This window comes from Pseudarthrobacter sp. alpha12b, assembly GCF_054130495.1.
Genome location: NZ_CP196746.1, coordinates 1,027,026 through 1,044,346 on the forward strand (window position 1 = coordinate 1,027,026; position 17,321 = coordinate 1,044,346).

The window sequence follows — 17,321 nt, forward strand, 5'->3', positions numbered from 1 at the left end:
CCTGAACAAGTGCGAGGGGTAGCATTTCGCAACTCGAAGGGCTTAATTATTTCTGTGCAAATCACTGGCTGCAGACCAGAGATATGAACTACTCAGACAACTGCAGAGGCTCGTAGTTTCCTCATCGCGACGATCAGGCCTTAGAGGATTCACGGGGCTGCGCCGTACATGTCACCAGACCCAATATCTCCGTCAGGGTTATCAACGTGAGGAAATCAGCCAATGAGCTGAGTAAACGATCGATTGACCTGACTTAGTAATTGACCTAAAAGTGGGGCCCATTGAGCTCTTGGGGAGGCACGGAAGCATTTTCTGCAGCGACCGCCTGCCCCATCGAGTCGACTGAACCATCATAAATTCCACTAACTAACGCTTTGAGCAAGCGCAAAGTGCCCCCATTTTATGTTGAAACGATGCTTTGTTACTGCACGTCTCGATGACCAGGTGTGTATTCGTTTGTACACTCGCTACTACAAGCAACGATACCTGAGAGTTATGACATTCATTGATTGCTGGTGAGGTAACCGCAAAACTGTCGCATAATCGCTAGTTCGCACCCCCCTTCCAAAGTGACACGGACTAGGATCATCTTGACCAAGTTGCCTCTGCGGAGTGGTAAGCCTTCGACATGAGTTCTGGTGGATATCAACAGCAGTCGAACTTGTGCGAAAATCCCATCAAAACGATGTCGCATTTCGCAAATGAGAGCAGCTTGAAACGAAGTTCTGTGAGACCGCCGGTAAGTGACTTCTCCAACGCCATAGGACGGGCCCAGTGACGGAGTTCGGTCCATTCTCGGTTGAGCCGGAGCAGATCACTACTTTGGGAGGTGCCAACTTCGGTCAGTTTGTGAGTCGTTTGATCGCCACTGAAGCGGCGGCCCACGGTATGCGAGGCACTGCCCTTGAAACCACGTACCTCGAAAATGTAGGCGACGGTGGGGTCGACGCTGGCCTCAACCATGCTACCGAGACGGCTTGGATTCCGGCAGGAACCAGTGCGTGGCAGTTTAAAGCTGGGGATCTCCCTCCCGGCAAATGCGTGACGGAGCTGAAGGGGGCAACGAAAGCGCTTGAAATTCTTCGAAACGGCGGATCATACAGGCTGGTCCTCGGCGTAAGTCTTACTTCCGCGAAGATTGATTCCCGCCGAAGGGCTTTGGTGGAGGCGGCTCGCGGGGCAGGGATTACGCCGGCAGTGAGCGCGATCGACGTGATCGGCGCCGACGCCCTCGCGCGCTGGGCTGAGCAATACCCGGCTCTAGCCGTGAGTCCAGTGTTGCGGGGCGCCGGTCATATTGGGCAAACTTTCGATGAATGGAGCCGGTCGCAACTGCATCAGACGCTTTGGGTACAATCGCCTACGCGTCATGCATTGATGGAGACGGTCCGAGATGTCGTTTCGGGCAATGAGCAGCTGGATCTGCACATTGACGGCGAGAGCGGTTTGGGGAAGACCCGACTCGTGCTCGAGGCCCTTCGTGGCCAAGCCTGTGAGGCCATCGTCGTATATGCGCCTGCAGCGGATCAGTTCCCAATATCATTCCTAGTCCATCTGCAGGGTCAGGAACGGTCAGCAGTTGTCGTCATTGATGAGTGCGATCGCAAGCAGCACGAGATTTATGCATCGATACTTCATGCGAATTCAACGATTCGTCTCTTAACGATCGGGGAGCCGGGCGGTAACTCGACCCGCAGCCCGATGATTTCGCTCGGGGGCCTCGAAGATGAATCTCTGAGGGAGCTTCTTCAGAAGAACGAGCCTCAGCTCTGGCCTGAAGCGGAACGAGTCGTTGTTGATGTCGTTGCCGGGAACATTGACTATGCCCTGAAAGCGGCCAGAGCGTTGGTCGGGCGCGGGTCCGGATCGGCGAGAAGTCTTGTGACCGAAGAGGATGTTCGGTCCTTTATCACTGATCAGCTTCCGGACGGCACACTTTTTTTAGCGTGCTGCGCCCTCGCGTTATTCAGCCGTTTCGGCTACGAAGATGACATGGCAGCTGAGCTTTCCACCATCGCGTCCGGTTTGGGTTTCCAGGAAGCCGACCTCCATGCCGCTGTCGCTTCCCTTCAGAGGCAAGGGCTTCTATCTCGTCAAGGGCGATACCGGAGCGTCGCGCCTCATCCGTTGGCTGTGTACTTGGCGGCACAGGGCTGGGGGCAGTACGGACGACGGATTATCACCGACCTCCTCCCGATTCTTGACGCAGACTTGACCGAACGGCTCTTCCGGCGTGCGGCGGAGATAGGCGAGCTCGACAGCGGGAGCAGTGCCGTTGCCGCGTTGATGCCTGAGGCCGGAGTACTTTCGTCATTGGACACTTTGGAGAGAAGTAATCGTTCAGGATTGCTCGTTCATCTTGCCGTGCTGGCGCCTGGCCCTGTTGCTGACCGGCTCTCCTCGCTCATTGAGGCGAGCAGCGAAGAGGAATTGCGTGAGCACAAGAGGCTTCGACGTGACCTGGTTTGGACGTTGGAAAAGCTTGCCTGGCACTCGCGAACTTTTGAAATCGCCGCGGATTCTTTACTCCGACTTGCTGTGTCTGAATCGGAGACATTCAGCAATAATTCGACCGGAACGTGGATCGAACTCTTCGGCATGATGCTTCCCGGTACTGCGGCAGCTCCCCAAATCCGGATTAGATATCTTCAGGGTGTGGCGACTTCGGATGACCCACGCATTCGCCTACTCGCCGTCAAGGGAGCGGCCCGTGCCTTGGCCGTACATGAATCAATCATGGTATCGGGGGAGCTCCAAGGCGGACTTGTAGTTGAACGTCGCGGACATCCCCAGACATGGGGTGATGTGTGGAATTACCGCAACGCCGCGATCGACGTACTGGGGACTTGCGCCAGCGATGAAGACGAGGAAGTATCGTCGACTGCAGTAAAGGCTCTAATTGATGCCATCCAAGGATCGCTGGATACACCTCGGGTCCGTGATCATCTCGGGCAGGTGTTGGCCACTTTGCCCGGCGACACAATCTCGCAGGTGCGGATCGCCATTGAAGAACTACGTTCCCTGTTCACGCGGGTCGAAGCGGTGCGGGAAGCCGACGAGATCGAGGAAACAAACCAGCGCCGCCGCAGTCTTGAACTGCTGGAAGCGATATTGCCGCCCGAGGACGCACGTGAGAGTCTGATCCTCGCGGCCAATACCAACTTATGGGACAGACCTATCGAAGAAGTGGCTAGAGACCTCATTGCTGCCGCCACAACGGTCTCCGACAGTCCCGGTGAAGTGCTGCTGGAGCTCGTGTTCGCTCAGACCGTCCGAGCGGCTTACGCAGTCGGCACTGCCCTCGCTGAGCTTGGAGTGGACGGTGAACGGGTGCAGCAGAAGCTGACAGGACTCTTAGAGGGCCCGAACGAGGAGGCCCTGTTCGGGTACCTTAATGGATTGGTTGACCATGGGAACGCTGACGCCTACGACCGCTACATAGATAGGCAGGACATTTCGCCCCTGCAGAAGCTGAAGCTAACGGTACGAGGCCCTCGCTCACCAAGGGCAGTTGAACGAGTCGACCAGCTTGTGCACGAAGTATCTATTGGCGCTGCCGCGAGACTCCTCTTTGCGTGGATGCACGAAGCCTCGGAAGAACACGTTGCTCGTTACTTGAGGTACTGGCTCGGTGTCATCGATTCGCAGGACGACTACAACGCGGCGGTTGATTTCGCCTCCCATCACCTCTACAACAAGGAGAACCGTCTCGAACTGCTCGATCCGCTGAATACACAGCTCGTCGCCATGAGGAAAGAGTTCCCGAGTATCGGGCAGAAATCCTGGGGTTGGACACGACTTGCCAAGCGCCAGCTCGCGGAAGACCCCCTGGGCCTCTCTCGCTTGCTCACGAACCTCATAGACGATGCCGCTATACATGCGTATGGCAGTTCGGAAGAAGCACGGTTATGGCACCAGGCCCTCAAAGCTGCTGGGGAACCAGCGTGGTTAGACGTCATGGGCCGAATCGAGTCTGGATCTTGGCGATTTTCTGTCGGTATGGATGTTTGGCTTGGGCTGGCTGTCGAATTACCGATAGTCGAGCGCTGGGTCGGCAGGAATGTCGAGCGAGCACGTATCGTTGCGTCCGTGACTCCCATGGAGGGCGCTACCTTGCCGCCGGCCGCTAAATTCCTACTTGAAAACTTTTCTCAGGACGACCGTGTGAAGTCGGCGCTCGTCGGACAGTTCGTCAGTGGATCATGGTCCGGCAACGAGTCGGACCGAATTGGCCGGCAGATCGAACAGGTTGAGGGCTGGCTCACCGATCATTCTCTGTCCCGTACGGTTCGACCATGGATTCGTGCATTGATTGCTTCCTTGGAGAAATGGCGCGGGCAGGCTCTTGCACGGGAGGTCGAGGAGGACTGGTAGCGGGAAATACTACCGCTGACTGTCGGGTGCGGTCCGTGGCTTCCCGATCAAGGTCCTCAATCTCCGGCTGGGACCAGCGCCAGGTGGCTGTTGACAATGTCAACCTCTTTGGTCCCGGAACGGGGAATACAGGGGCAGGACTGTCTTGGATTCCGCATGTTTCCGCGGGTTCCCAGTGTTTAGAAGGCCTGGAATACAGTTCGAGCCCACCTCGGGCAGAGCATATCCCCTCGTCAGAGGGGATTTTGCTTTAACGTGTTGACATGGCTTGTGGTGGCGTCCCTCTGACGCTAGGTGCGCGGTCTGTGGCCTGGCTGCCGCGGAGCCTATTCAGGTGTGTGGGGTGGCGGGTCCAAGTCCCTGGCTGGTGGGCCTTCCGCCTGCTGTGGTTGGGTGTGTGGGGTTCCTCGTTCCGGTTTGTCGGGTGGCCCGGCTGGCCTACACCTATTCATAGGGCGGACGTGTGGGGACGACATGACTTTGCCCACCTTGGCGCGAAACTTTTCTTGAGGGGCCACTCTTAGACGTCAGGCAAGGGGGTGCTCGATTTGTCAGGCCAAAGGGGGTGTGGACACTGTCCACACTTATATCTGCTTTATATGACTGGCTCGCGTGCGTCTGTCAAGCGCCGCAGGGCCTGGCCGATTATGAAATTGCATTTACGCGAAGATCTCTATCGGCGGCCGGAGCGGATTTCGGGGGAGACACATACGTCTAGGTCGGCTCTTTTGCTGCAAGGTGCCGAGCTGCTTTTGAAGCGTCATTCGCGTCGCCGCGAGAACAACCAGGAACGGGATTTCGTGATGAGACACGACTCTGAATTGTTGACCCGCGAGGTTGCGTGACTGCCTACCTGGACATTTGGGGGCGCCCTTCGGGTCGTTTACCGCTCCGCCTTCCATGTTCGCGACGTTGGTCTCCTGGCACCGGCGTTGGCGCTCAAGCTGCTGCGTTGCTTGACTCACTTGCGCGCTTCATCCCCTTGTAGACGGCAACAAGCGCACACCTTGGTCTGGGGCCTACGGGTCCTAGGCAGGATCCGGTGCATCGACGTGGCGGCGTGCGGCCACGGCGGCTTTCACATCGGCGCTTCCGTACTGATTTAGCCATTCAAGCAAGTCGGGGTAGGCCGAGGGGTGCTGGGCTATCTCGACCCACTGGGTTCGGTCGCGGGCTGCGAGTTCCATCAGTTCCGCCGGGGTCAGGTGCGCAGAAATGCTTTGGACGTCTGCTTCGACTTCGGGATGTGCCGGGCCGGACATCGGGCCAGATTCCTGATGGTGAAGGGTGTGGCCCTGTTGTCCTATCTGAAGGGAACTCTGGGCACGCACGGCTTTGCCGATTACTGCGATAGCGCTCAGGAGCGCGATCGCGGGGGCGACGACGACGATGCCCGGGTAGCGGAAGAACGGGATGCTTGCGAGCAGCAGCGAGGCTAGCACGAGCGCCCCGCCGATCGCGCCCGCTGTGATGCGCGTGCGGGGAGTGATCCCTTTGACTGGTGCGATGACGATGACGAGGGTGATGAGTCCCGATACCAGCATCAGGACATCGTAGATGCTCCAATACACCGTTATTTTCCCTTCAGTTTTACGACATAGTCGCCGAAGCCCACTTGCCAGCCATCGCCCGCCGGCATTGGGTTCCCGGCCGTACTCGCAACGATTTCTCCCGTCGGGTTTGTCAGCACGGTGCCGTTGGTCGAGTGCAGGTCCGTGATCCAGACCATGCCGTCGCGGACGTGGAGCATTGCATGGGTCTTGGATACCGATTTCGTGTGGTCAACCAAGCTGACTGAGGCGGCTGTCGGCGCATCCGAGGGGGGTGACGGATTGCGCCCGACCACCACGGTCTCGTGAATTTTGACGTTTCGGCCATCGGGCAGTTCCATTTGCCAGCGCACGCCCGCTCCGGCTCCGGCCCGCCTTGTGGCATCGAGGTCATCGTCGTCGGGGTGCACTTGGGAGTCCAGGTGGCTTGGGCCAACGATCGACGACGGAGATGGGTGAGTGGGGCTATCCGGTGAGCGACTGTAGCCCGGTACTCCGGTGACCATACCCAGCAGCGCAGCCGGGGCGGGGGGCACGGCGGCGGGCGGCAGGGACGGTAATGCAACCGCTGTTTGGATTGATGGGGAGTAGGACGGTGGGCGCGGCGGCTCGGGCGTCCGATGCTGGGCAGGGGCAGGGGCAGGGGCAGGGGCAGGGGGCGGGGGAGGAGGGGGCGGTGGGGTCGAGGTTATTGAGGGGCTTGTGCCGGGCACCTGTTGTGGTTCGTCACCGACATCAGGTGTTCCCGTGCCTTCCACTTCGATGCCCTCGCGTAGGCGGACCCGGGCGGACGGTTCCGCAGCACGCACTTGGTCGCCAAGGTTACGTGCGAACTGTAGATAGGTGTGGTGCGCTACCATCCTCTTCGTTGATACGGGAATGAAGCCGCCAACCGTTTGCTGGTTGGTCAGGTACCACTCGATGCGGGTGGAGGCGAAGGTGACTCCGGCCCGTTCCTCGAAGTCCAGGAAGAACACCATGAGCTTGCTGAAGGAGATGAGGTAGTCGTTGATCCTGAATTCGATCTGCCGGTCACTGGATCGTGTTGAGACAACACGTTGTTTGCCTTTGAGCAGGTCGCCGGTACTTTCCTGTGCGGCGCGCTGAGCCATGTTCGCTACCTGTTCGATCGACAGGGACGTCTCGATGTCGATACCGTTCCAGGCGTATTTGTGAGGCTTACCCATGTGGCTTCCCGTTCTTCGTTATGCCCGGGGGAGGAGCGCTGGCGGCAGGCCTTCGGCCGGCTGGCCGGAGGTAAAGTCGGGCGAGGAAATGGTTACGGTGCCGGTTCTTGTCCCGTGAACCGTCACTACCGCGAACGCCGCCGAACCCGCCCCGTCCGGTGCCAGGAGCACTGAGGCTTTGTCCTCCGCGCCAGCCTGGAGCGGAGCCGCGGCGAATGCGGTAACGAATTCACGTGCACGCTCGGGCTGTACTTCGCTTATTTCGTTGATGCCGTTGGGGAGCGTGACAATGAGGACCTTATTCCGCTGGGGGGATTCAAAGATGGCGAAGCGCAGACCTGCAACCACCGCTGGGTCCGTGGATTGTGCGGCGTACCCGAGATGTTCGGGAAGCGTTCCCATGGCTGAGGACAGCAGACCAGATACCTCGGGTGTCAGCTCCGTGTTCCCCGTCCCGGTCAGCATCCCACGCAAATACAAGCTTCGGTCCCCCCTGGCAGCAGCCCGCAGTAAGTCGGCCGGGTCCTCGACACTGACGGTGGGCAATGAGGCCTTCCAATCCTTCCCCAGCCGGACCGCTGCGGCGACCACCTCGTCATCGCTTAACAGAACGTGTTTGCTCATTTCATCTCCTTCGGCGTAAGCCATTTGCGGTTCAGCTAGTTCCACCAGCTCAGGGCCTTCTTACCAACGGTCAGAACTGACTCGCCGACGGTCTGCAGCGTCTCGACGGGGTGCTGCACGACATAATCGCTAACTGTCGTGCGCCCCTCGGCGGAGAAATCGGACTTCATCGCTTCCTGGACGTCGAATGACACTGCGTTGGCCCCGAAGGCGAGAAGCTTGAAATCGGATTTTTTCAGCTCTGGCAGTACGAAGTCCTGGCCAACCGTGAGGACTGCCTGTCCGGCGGCCCCCAGCGCGTCGAGAGGGTGTTCCATGACGTAGTTCCCGACTGTTGCCCTTCCGGCGGCTGAGAAGTCGGCCTGCATTGCCTTCTGGCCCGCATACGAGGCCGCATCAACCGCCACCGCTGCCAGTTCACCTGCACCTTTGAAATGTCTCAAACCCATGGAGGCTGCGTCAGCCCCATCAAAGACACTGAACGTTCCATTCCGGACTTTGTCTGCCAGGGAATACGCGTCCATTGCTTCGTCGATTCCCCCGATCACAGGCAGATCGGTTCCGAGGAACTTCGCTCCATCAGCCGCCACCTTGAGGAGGTCCCACGGTTTCACTCCGCCCGGGAGAGTCCCTCCTCGAACCTGGTCGATTGCCTCCTGGAGGCTGTCCAGGACACCCCCAGCCGTTGCCGCCGCGGCGGCAGCGATGCTTGCGCTTCTCAAGCCCTGGAATTGCGCGCCACCGTCCACCGCACTGACGCGCTCTTGATCGTCGGCATTCCGGCGGACCGTCACGGCTGTGTCGCGAAGCAGCCGGGCCGAGGTCGCGACACGCGTGTTGTGTTCACCGTCCCATTGCCCCCGGAACCGGTCAGCATCGGGACCGAGCCATGAACTCTGGTGGACGGCGTTGCTCAAAAATGCCCGGTGTTCATCGAGCTCGTCGGCAGCGCGATCGAGTTGCGCGGCCAGTGAGCGCAATGCCGCGACGTCTGCGCCGTACATTGTCATTCCAACCTCCGAATTCTTTGTGAGGGGCGGTTGAAGCACCGCCCCTCACAACGGTCACGCTTGCGCAGCGTTTTCCTGTTGCGTCGCGTTCATGGACGCCTTCTGCGAAGCATCGTGCAGGGCCTGGGCGACCTGCCTGAGTGAGCTCGAGTGCGCCCCGGCCCACTCGTTCCGGAATGCGGTGGCATCCGGGCCCTGCCATTGGGTGCCTTCGAGCGACGTCGTCAGGGTGCCGAGGATCGACTGGATCTCTTCGGCCTTCTGGTTGAGCTGCGAGCTCAGCTGACGAACTTGCTGGACATCAAGTCCCCACATTGCCATATGCGTTCTCCATTCTCTTTAGTGGTCGAAGCCGTTTGCCGGTTCCGATTCGCTTTCTGCAAGTGCGATGCAGCAAAACTATCCGTGGCCTTGTCGCTGGTCGATGGGGATGATTCACCATTCGACCGCGGCTCCCGCTTCGGCCACCTGAAGCCGCGAAGCACGGCCCTTTGCAACGAGGAACCCTCGTCCGGGCGGGAAATCGCTGCGCCGGATCCGCCCCAGCGAAGCGCCCAGCAGATCGCCGTCCAAATCACCGGGCATGAGTAGCAGCCCACGCCGGCCCGATTTGAAATGCGGAGTGATCGAGTACGCCTGGGACCAGGTGGACACTTCGGCCTCGCCCACAACAAATTGATCAGTGCTGACCGCCAATTTGAGCAGGCGGCTGAGGTCGGCCTCGGACTGAGTTCCTTGGAATTCAGTGACGCTTTCGATGAAGAGCGCCATTCGCGGCCCACCGTCGGGTGTTTCTTCCAGCTGGCTGATGAGCAGCGAACACAGGGCAGCGACGTCGGTGGGCCGATCCGCTGAGGCCGTCCATCCACCCCGTCGGGACAGCGCCGAAGGGCGTGGGCTCAGCAGGATGCTGGACATTCCCGACCCGCTCCGGCGAACCGCTGCTGCGAGGGTGGCGAGTGCGGTGGACCTTCCGCTGCTCGGGGGGCCCGAGACCATGAACGGGCCCTTCAACTCGATGGCCGCCGGGCCGAGGGCTACATCGTCCACACCGATCACGGCTCGTTGCTCGAAGGATTCCGGCAATGCCGAGAGTTCCACTTGGTCAGGCAGTTTCCCGATAGGTTCCGGACGCCTGCTGCCGCCTCTGCCGATACTCGCCGCCAACTGCTGCACTTCGCGTGCCTGGAGGGCAAGGTTTGCGTGGCCGCCAATCACGGCGAACTGCAGCTCGTTGCCTTCAAAGATTCCGCGTCCAGGCGGTGAAGCCGGGTTGAGCACGTCCTTGGCGACGCCCAGGAGCACGTACTCGTCCTCGGCCGCGAGCCTTAGCACGATCCGGCGCTGGACTGTCGCCGCGATTGAAGTCGGAACCGCATTGGGCCGGTCGGCTGTCATCACGATATGTACGCCGAGTTGGCGTCCATCGGCCGCGATCTGGGTGAATGCGGCAAACCACGCGGAGTTTTGTGGGCTGCCGAACTCATACTGTTCACGGAACACGCCGACCCCGTCGATCAGCAGATAGATCCTTGGCTCATCGGGTGCGCCGGCCAGCTGGCGGTATTCACCAACTGTGCCGGCGCCCACTGCCGCGTACCGCACTGCACGTTCGTCGACGATGTCGCGCAGCCGGCGGAGCACGCGAATAACGCGTTCCTCATCGTCGCCGGATACAACAGCCGCTACGTGCGGGAGGGACTCGAGCATTCTGAGGCCGCCCGCCCCGAAATCCAGACAGTAGACGTGGGCCGCACCGCCACGGGTTGTAATGGCTGCGGCGGCCGCTATGGTGCGCAGTGCGGTGCTCTTACCGGCACCCCCGGTCCCGAATATTGCCATGTTTCCGTCACGGTCCGGCTCATAGTAAACAGGACGCTGGGACTGGATCTCGGGTTCGTCCAGGACTCCGATCGGAATGCGTTCATCTGTACGGGGGTTCGGCAACTTGCCCAGACTGTAAATCGGAGCCAATGTGTCAAGCCACGGGCGCCGGGGTTGGGGTACGCCGGCTGCGTCAGCCGCGGATGAGATCGTGCCGACGAGGCGGCCTATGTCCGTAGCGGCGTTTTCCGGCTCCTCCGGGACGCTCGCCGTTTCCGGTGATTCCCACAGGGTTGGGGCGCCGAAGGTAAGTTCCTCCACATCGATCTGGGGCGGCGGCGCTTCGGATGTTGTATGCCCACCCAGGTAGCCGGTCTGAAAGGTCCGCAGACGCCCTGGACCGGTCTTGGCCGCTCCGCGCCCCGGGATTCCCGGGTCGAAGTGAGCGGCCAAGGGGCTGCCCAGGATATCCGCGGAATCCTCTGCATCGGCCATCCTCAGCGCAATGCGAAGGTTGGTGTTGGCCCTCAGATTGTCCTTGATCACGCCGGCGGGCCGCTGCGTCGCAAGGATCAAATGCAGACCTAGGGAACGCCCGCGCTGGGCAACGTCTACCACGCCGTCGACGAACTCGGGGACCTCCTGGACGAGCGCGGCGAACTCATCGACGACGATGACCAGGCTGGGCGGGCATTCCGGATCCCCCGTGCGTTCCAGCGAGGCGAGGTCCTTCTTCTTTTTTCGTTCGAGCAGCCGCTCACGGTATCGAAGTTCGGCTCGCAACGATGTCAGCGCACGGCGAACCAAGTGGGGAGAAAGATCGGTCACGAGTCCGACGACGTGTGGCAGCTTCACGCAGTCGGCGAAGGCCGCGCCGCCTTTGTAGTCGACAAACAGGAAGGTTAGCCGGTCAGGGCTGTTCGCGGCGGCCATGCCGAGCACCCACGACTGAAGGAATTCCGATTTACCCGAACCGGTCGTGCCGCCGACGAGTGCATGGGGTCCGTCGCGTCGAAGGTCGAGGTAAAACGGCTCTGAGCCGGCGTGGCCGATCAGCGCCCGCAGGTTGCCGTCCTTCCGACGGCGGACGGGGGAGCCGTCACGAACCGTGAGTGATTCATTTTCCTGCCACCGCTCAATGATGCGTTCATGCCGTTCGAGCAAGTCCAGTCCGGCCAGCGCAGGATAGGAGACCTGCCTGGGCAGATCGGAGTCGTCGTCCTCCGGGGACCCGATGTCCACGACCGGCGCCAGGCCCCTGGCCACCTGTTCCAACCATGCCGTGTCGATGTGCTCGGCTGCGACCGGCATCGTCCGCTCACCCAGCCGGACTTGGCCGACGACGGCGCCGGAATCGGTTCCGTCAAGGGCGACGTACATACGGCATACGGCAGGGAGGCGATCGACGCTGGGCGCGCACCAGATCACGTGGACGCCGGCATCGGCGCCCCGTTCCGCCAGGCGGGTCAGGCGCCCCCGGTCGACGGGCGCATCATGGTCGACGACGAGCACCACGGCCGGGAGCGTCGGTGCGGGAAGCTCCTCCTCGCGGTCGGGATCGAGTGGCCCGCGCTGGAGAGTGGCCGCGCTGGAGAGCGCATCCCGTCGCCCTTCGATGAGCCCTTCCAGCTGTGCGAGCAGCCCGGACGCGGCAGTGGGACCGTCGGCCAGCAGCGGACCTTCGATCGGGCTGTGCACGGAGGTGGAGTGCGGCATCCATTTGAGCCATTCCCACGCTGGGCGCGAGGCCGGGGAAACCATCCCGGCCACAACGACTTCCGCCGGCGAGTGGCGGGCCAGAATCTGGAATACGGCACCGCAGGCCACCGTTTCACGATCGCGGGCATTGCCCGCGAAGCCGAGCGCCCCGGAACTCCTGAGGTGGGCGACGATCGGCACCCGGTCAACGGTGGAGAACTCCGCTTTCAGCTGCAGGAGTTGCTCCCAGAACTCTGGTTTCGTGTCGTTGCTTTGCGGCAGTACGAGGACATTGCGGGATTCGGCGCGCCCCAGACCCAGGTGCACCGCGAGGAAGGTGGGGTGTTCGGGACGCTCGCACCACAGCAGCGGGCCTAGCTGCCGGGCCGCTTCCATAAGCTCGCCTGTTCCCGGAAGCTCTGCCGTGCGGGTTCGCCGCTCAGCGTCCCGGGCCTGTTCCATCCGGTCCTGCAGTTGCAGCATCGCCCCATCGAAGCGTGCACGCTCCGTTTTGGAGGTGTGGCGGGTTGCCAAGGCGTTGTCGATGTAGTTTCCCAGGAGCAGCAGCGGACTCATCGCCATCATGACGACACCGAGAAGCTGGCCGGTAAAGAGGAAGAGAACGGCGCCAACGATCAGGGGCGCGATCAACGCGAGGTAGGGGAATCGCTGCCGCTGGGGGGAACGCGGCGGCGCCGGCGCCGTGAATTCCTCGCCGCGATGGCGGGCGACAATGCGGGGGGAACGGATGAAATCGACGATGGCACTGCCCCCCGGCGCGCGGGTCGAGTTCTGCAGCTGAACAACGCACAGTGAGGTATCGCCCAGCATAACGACATCAGCAGATGTCAGTACGGCGCGTGCTACTGGCGCACCGCCGATGACCACGCCGTTGGAAGAGTTCAGGTCGATAATCTCGATTGCCTCGCCGACATTGATCCGCGCGTGGCGTTTGGAGACGAGCCCGTCGGAAAGTCGGACCTCGACGTCGCGGTCCCGGCCGACGACACTCGCGCCGAACGGAAGCGCATGCTCCCGCCCGCTGTCGGGTCCGGACAGAATCCGCAGCACCGCCGCCGCCGGGCCGCGGTCGGCACCCGGGGCCTGGAACTGGCTGGTCAGGGCGAACAGCTCGACCACGGCGCCTGACCGAAGACCGGCGTCGGCGATGAGGGCCTCAGGATCAAGTTCCCTCGTCTGGTGGGCGTTGCCGGGCTCGGCGATACGCAGCGAGTACCCGGCTTCCGTCACAGCTGCCCGCTTGCCCCCAGCGGCGGGATCGGCGGCGGCCAGCTTGGCAGCGATGTCCCGTACTGTCGCCGTAGCATCGGCCGTGATGACCACATCGGATACGCCGCTGCTGCGGCGCAGCGAGATTTTGAGCCTCATTGAACCCCCTTCTCCAAAAGTGCGAGATCCGCTCTCGTCACTAGCCGTGAGGTGATGGCGTATTCGACGAGTCGAATACGCCGGTTTGTTGCGTAGGAGGTGAGTCCGCCGCGCATTCCCTGAACTCCGATGCGGTCGAACTTGTCGCAGACGTTATCCAGCTTCCGGTTGAACCTGGTCAGCGCCCAGCCCAACCGGCGGGCTGCTTTAGCGTTCGTGGGAATCTCACCCCGTCCGCTCCCCTCGAAGCGGAGCATCTGTTCCGCGAGGGCCACGATCAGCACCCGCTGTGATTCAGTGAGGGAAACTGATCCGATGGTTGTCACGCCATCATGGGAGGAGACGTCCGTGGACGCGAAGGCCGGCTCCGAGGCGTGCAGCGCCAGTTCATAGGTTGTGGGGCCGGCAGTGAACACGACGGTAGTGCGTGCGAAGACGAGGGGGACCCGACCTCCGGGTGCGAGCCACGACTGCAGCCGGCCTGCCCCGTCGGTGACCGTCACCGCTATCCGTGAGCCGATGTTTGCAAGCACCCAGAAACCATCGAGCCGCGACACCTGGAGCAACCGGCGGTGAAGGAACGGGTTCTCATCTACGACAAGGTCTGCGTCCCGGCCGATCGTGAAAAGGGCTTCTCCTGTTACGGGAAACCACTCGCCGCAGAACTCGATCTGCATGTCGGGACTGCTCACGGGACGCACCCCAGGGTTGGGCTCTCCGACGTTCGTCCGGACGAGCGCCGCAGGAGCACCTCAACACAGGTCCGCCCGTTGGCAGATACCGGGACGGTCATGGTGGGGTCGTTGGTGGCGGCCAGGGGGGTTGATGACCCTTGCTCCACGGTGTGCCACAAATACCCGTCTCCTTCCTTGGGATCCGGGTTCTTCCAGGTGAAGACCACGTTGTTTCCCTCGACCTTTCCCGTGATGGCCGTTATGGCGGGAACGGAACCGCCGGCGGGAGCGACCGCAACCGGAGCCGCCGTGCTGGGCCGGTTTTCGGGCTTCGGGCTGCTCAGGGCGCCGGACGCGCCGAGGATGGCGGCCAAAACGCCGCCTGCTGCGACCGTCGCAGCGACGATTCCGACGGCGATCAGCGTCCGTCGCGGTCTCCGCCCAGTGTCCGGGGCCGCGGTTTCGGGCTCGACGGACACGGGGCGCAGCATGGTGTCCGGCACCGGTGGTGCCGCCAAAACGGGAACAGTGGCTGGGCGCGGAGCTGCCGCGGTCCGCCGCATGGTGACGTCGGAGAGACGATCGTCCTCTCCGGACGCGGGCGGCGGGGCGGTTGCCTGCGCCTGGATGCTGACAATGTTGCGGATGCGGGTGCCGTCGTCGTCATCGGCGGCCTGTTCCAGGATCAGCTCGTCTTCGACGACGTCGATCGCTGTCGCCTGCATGCCCAGCCCGATCTGGGTCCGTTGCAGTTCGAGCGCGAAGGCCATGGCGGTCGGGAATCGATCAGCTGGCGACTTGGCCATGGCCTTTCGCAGGACCTGTTCCAGGAGGGTGGAAACGTCAGATCGGCCGAGGGGAGGAACGGGTGCCGACGTGATACGGCCGATCAAGTCCACGTGGGTGTTCGCGGCACCGGGAACCTCATACGGGGAGCGGCCGGCCAGCAGGGTATAGAGGGTTGCGGCGAGGGCGTACACGTCAGAGGTTGCGTCGCTTCGCGCCGGCGCCGCGAACGATTCCGGTGGCGACCACGGAACGGACATCCCGCTGGCTTCGGCGCCGGAGCCTGTGGTGGCCGCGATACCGAAATCGGTCAGTGCCGGCCGGCCGTAGTCGGTGACCAGGATGTTCGCGGGTTTGATGTCCCGGTGCAGGATGCCGGCCCGGTGAGCGGTTTCCACGGCGGCGGCGATCTGAACGCCGATGCGCAGCGTCTCGGCTTCCGAAAGCCGTTCGCGGCGATACCGCGTCTGCAGGTTTGGTTTGGAGCAGTACTCCATCACCAGGTAGGGCCTGCGGTCCGCGGAGATGCCCGCCTGATGGATCGAGACGATCGAGGGGTGCGTGGCCAACTGCGCCATGAGGTTTGCCTCGTCAGTGAACTCCGCGACAGTGTCGGTGCCGAGTTTGTCGAAAAGCATCACCTTGACGGCTACCTGGCGGCGGGGAAGGAGTTGCTGGTAGAGGAATACGTCGGCGAAACCGCCTGAGCCGAGCACCTGGAGGTATTCGAATCCCGGGAGCTCCGGTGCCGTTGACGGTGGACGGCGTGCGTTCATCGGAGCCCCTCGAATGCCAGTTCCACGCCGTCGCCCAGGTCCAGGCTGTCGCCGGCGACGAGGATGGTTGAGTCCCCGGGCTGTAAGCGGACGGGGTCGCAGCCGGGGCGGAGCAGCCTCGTTCCGTTCATCGTGTTCAGGTCAACGGCAAGCACGTCCTGGCCGACGAGGCGCAACTCGACGTGGCTGCGGGAGATGTCCTGGTTCGGGCTGGGGACAGTTACCAGACGCGGCACGTTGCCGCCCTGGACCCGGACGAGCTGGGGACGGCGACCGACGACGGCGCCCCGGTCGAGCGTAACCCGTTCGCCGGTGGACACCACCAGGGTGACGGGAGCCCCTTGGGCCGGAGCCGCGGGTCCGGCAGGGATGGCTGACGCGGGTTGACCCTGCGCCTGCGCGAGCATCGCCTGAACCTTGGCTACCGAGAGCGTTTCGTCGTCGTGGTCCCCGAGCCGGGTCTGGGGTGCCGGCTCGGGGACGGCTTCAGACCCGAATTGCGGTAATCCCGAGATCATTCCGGGCGGTACGGAACCCGTCGCGGGAAGGCCGTCCACGAGAGCGCGGACGGCGGCGCCTTCGACTGACTTCTTGGTGGTATCGCCGTAGAGCAGCCCGTCGTAGTCTTCGGTCGCGGGGAGTTCCTCACCCGTGACATCGTCTGATGACGGCTCCACGATGAGGGGCGGCGCGATGGTCGTCTCTCCGCTCGTCCCGGCCTGTCCGCCAGCGCCCGTCTCTCCGCTCGCGGCTGGCTCTTTGTCGCTGGCAGCAGTGTCTGGTGGCGCTGCTTCCGCTCCGGGGTCCTCTGCGTCAGGTGTGTGCTGTTCCAGCACCGGTTCGTCGATCCGGGCGTGGCCAGCACGGGGCCCGGGAACCTCAAACGCGGGTGCTTCGATGATCGGTGCTTCAAGCGTGGGTTCGGCCGGTTGTGGCTCTGTGATCCCGGGCTCCTCGTGCGGCGGCTTTGAGGGCTTCCGCTGCTCAAATGCTGCCGGCAGTTCGGGGGCTGAGGCGATTGTGCTGCGCTCACTAAACTGGAATGCGACTTGGCCTGCGAGCACGACGCCGTCTTTGATTGGGAGTCGCGGCGCAGCGGCGCCGGCGGTGCCGAGCAGAACAGATTCGACGTCGTCGACGCCGCGTTCATTCCAGGTCGCCACGCCCATTCCCCCGACCGCCACCTCTCCTCCGGCGGAAGCGATCCGGACCTCAAGGGGCCCGCGAACAGCGACGCGCACTTCATTCCCGGAAGGGGCGCGGGAGACAACGGCGAAGGGTGGGAGGGCCGAAAGACTCGTGCCGAAACCGCCCACGATGCCCTCGAGCACGGCGGCGAGACCGCCGCCGTCGCCCAACGCCAGCCACACGTTTTCCGCCAATTCAGGCGAGACGCTGTCGGGTAGCATAGCCACGCCATCGTCTGTCA

General features: G+C 62.5%; 10 protein-coding genes. 1 reads left to right on the top strand and 9 read right to left on the bottom strand.

Annotated elements, in window-relative coordinates; genetic code table 11:
- The first annotated feature begins 774 nt into the window (after positions 1-774).
- Positions 775-4,374, top strand: coding sequence for a hypothetical protein (locus tag ACTAQI_RS04570; protein WP_457949842.1), 3,600 nt, complete (start codon positions 775-777; stop codon positions 4,372-4,374).
- A 1,028-nt stretch (positions 4,375-5,402) separates the two neighbouring features.
- Here ACTAQI_RS04570 and ACTAQI_RS04575 read toward each other — a convergent pair.
- From ACTAQI_RS04575 to ACTAQI_RS04615, 9 genes are all read right to left on the bottom strand, one after another.
- Positions 5,403-5,918 (bottom strand): variant leucine-rich repeat-containing protein, encoded by a 516-nt coding sequence (locus ACTAQI_RS04575; RefSeq protein ID WP_457949843.1) that lies wholly within the window; start codon positions 5,916-5,918, stop codon positions 5,403-5,405.
- 29 nt (positions 5,919-5,947) lie between these two features.
- The gene (locus ACTAQI_RS04580) at positions 5,948-7,111 is read right to left on the bottom strand and encodes an FHA domain-containing protein (RefSeq protein ID WP_457949844.1); all 1,164 of its coding nucleotides are present in this window, start codon (positions 7,109-7,111) and stop codon (positions 5,948-5,950) included.
- A gap of 18 nt (positions 7,112-7,129) precedes the next feature.
- Positions 7,130-7,735, bottom strand: a complete 606-nt coding sequence (locus tag ACTAQI_RS04585; RefSeq protein WP_457949845.1) for a hypothetical protein — start codon at positions 7,733-7,735, stop codon at positions 7,130-7,132.
- 35 nt (positions 7,736-7,770) lie between these two features.
- On the bottom strand, positions 7,771-8,739 hold the full coding sequence (locus ACTAQI_RS04590) for a WXG100 family type VII secretion target (RefSeq protein WP_457949846.1): 969 nt from the start codon (positions 8,737-8,739) through the stop codon (positions 7,771-7,773).
- 60 nt (positions 8,740-8,799) lie between these two features.
- Positions 8,800-9,066 carry a hypothetical protein gene (locus tag ACTAQI_RS04595; protein WP_457949847.1) on the bottom strand — a complete coding sequence of 89 codons (267 nt, stop codon included), beginning with the start codon at positions 9,064-9,066 and terminating at the stop codon, positions 8,800-8,802.
- A 114-nt stretch (positions 9,067-9,180) separates the two neighbouring features.
- Entirely contained in the window at positions 9,181-13,656 is a 4,476-nt protein-coding gene (locus ACTAQI_RS04600) for an FtsK/SpoIIIE domain-containing protein (protein WP_457949848.1), read from the bottom strand.
- A complete protein-coding gene (locus tag ACTAQI_RS04605) occupies positions 13,653-14,333 on the bottom strand; it encodes a hypothetical protein (protein WP_457950986.1) in 681 nt (226 codons plus the stop codon). Before ACTAQI_RS04605 ends, ACTAQI_RS04600 begins: the two co-directional genes overlap by 4 nt.
- Before the next feature lie 11 nt (positions 14,334-14,344).
- Complete coding sequence (locus ACTAQI_RS04610) at positions 14,345-15,892, bottom strand: protein kinase domain-containing protein (RefSeq protein ID WP_457949849.1); 1,548 nt, start codon at positions 15,890-15,892, stop codon at positions 14,345-14,347.
- Positions 15,889-17,301 carry an FHA domain-containing protein gene (locus ACTAQI_RS04615; protein ID WP_457950987.1) on the bottom strand — a complete coding sequence of 471 codons (1,413 nt, stop codon included), beginning with the start codon at positions 17,299-17,301 and terminating at the stop codon, positions 15,889-15,891. Before ACTAQI_RS04615 ends, ACTAQI_RS04610 begins: the two co-directional genes overlap by 4 nt.
- Positions 17,302-17,321 lie beyond the last annotated feature (20 nt).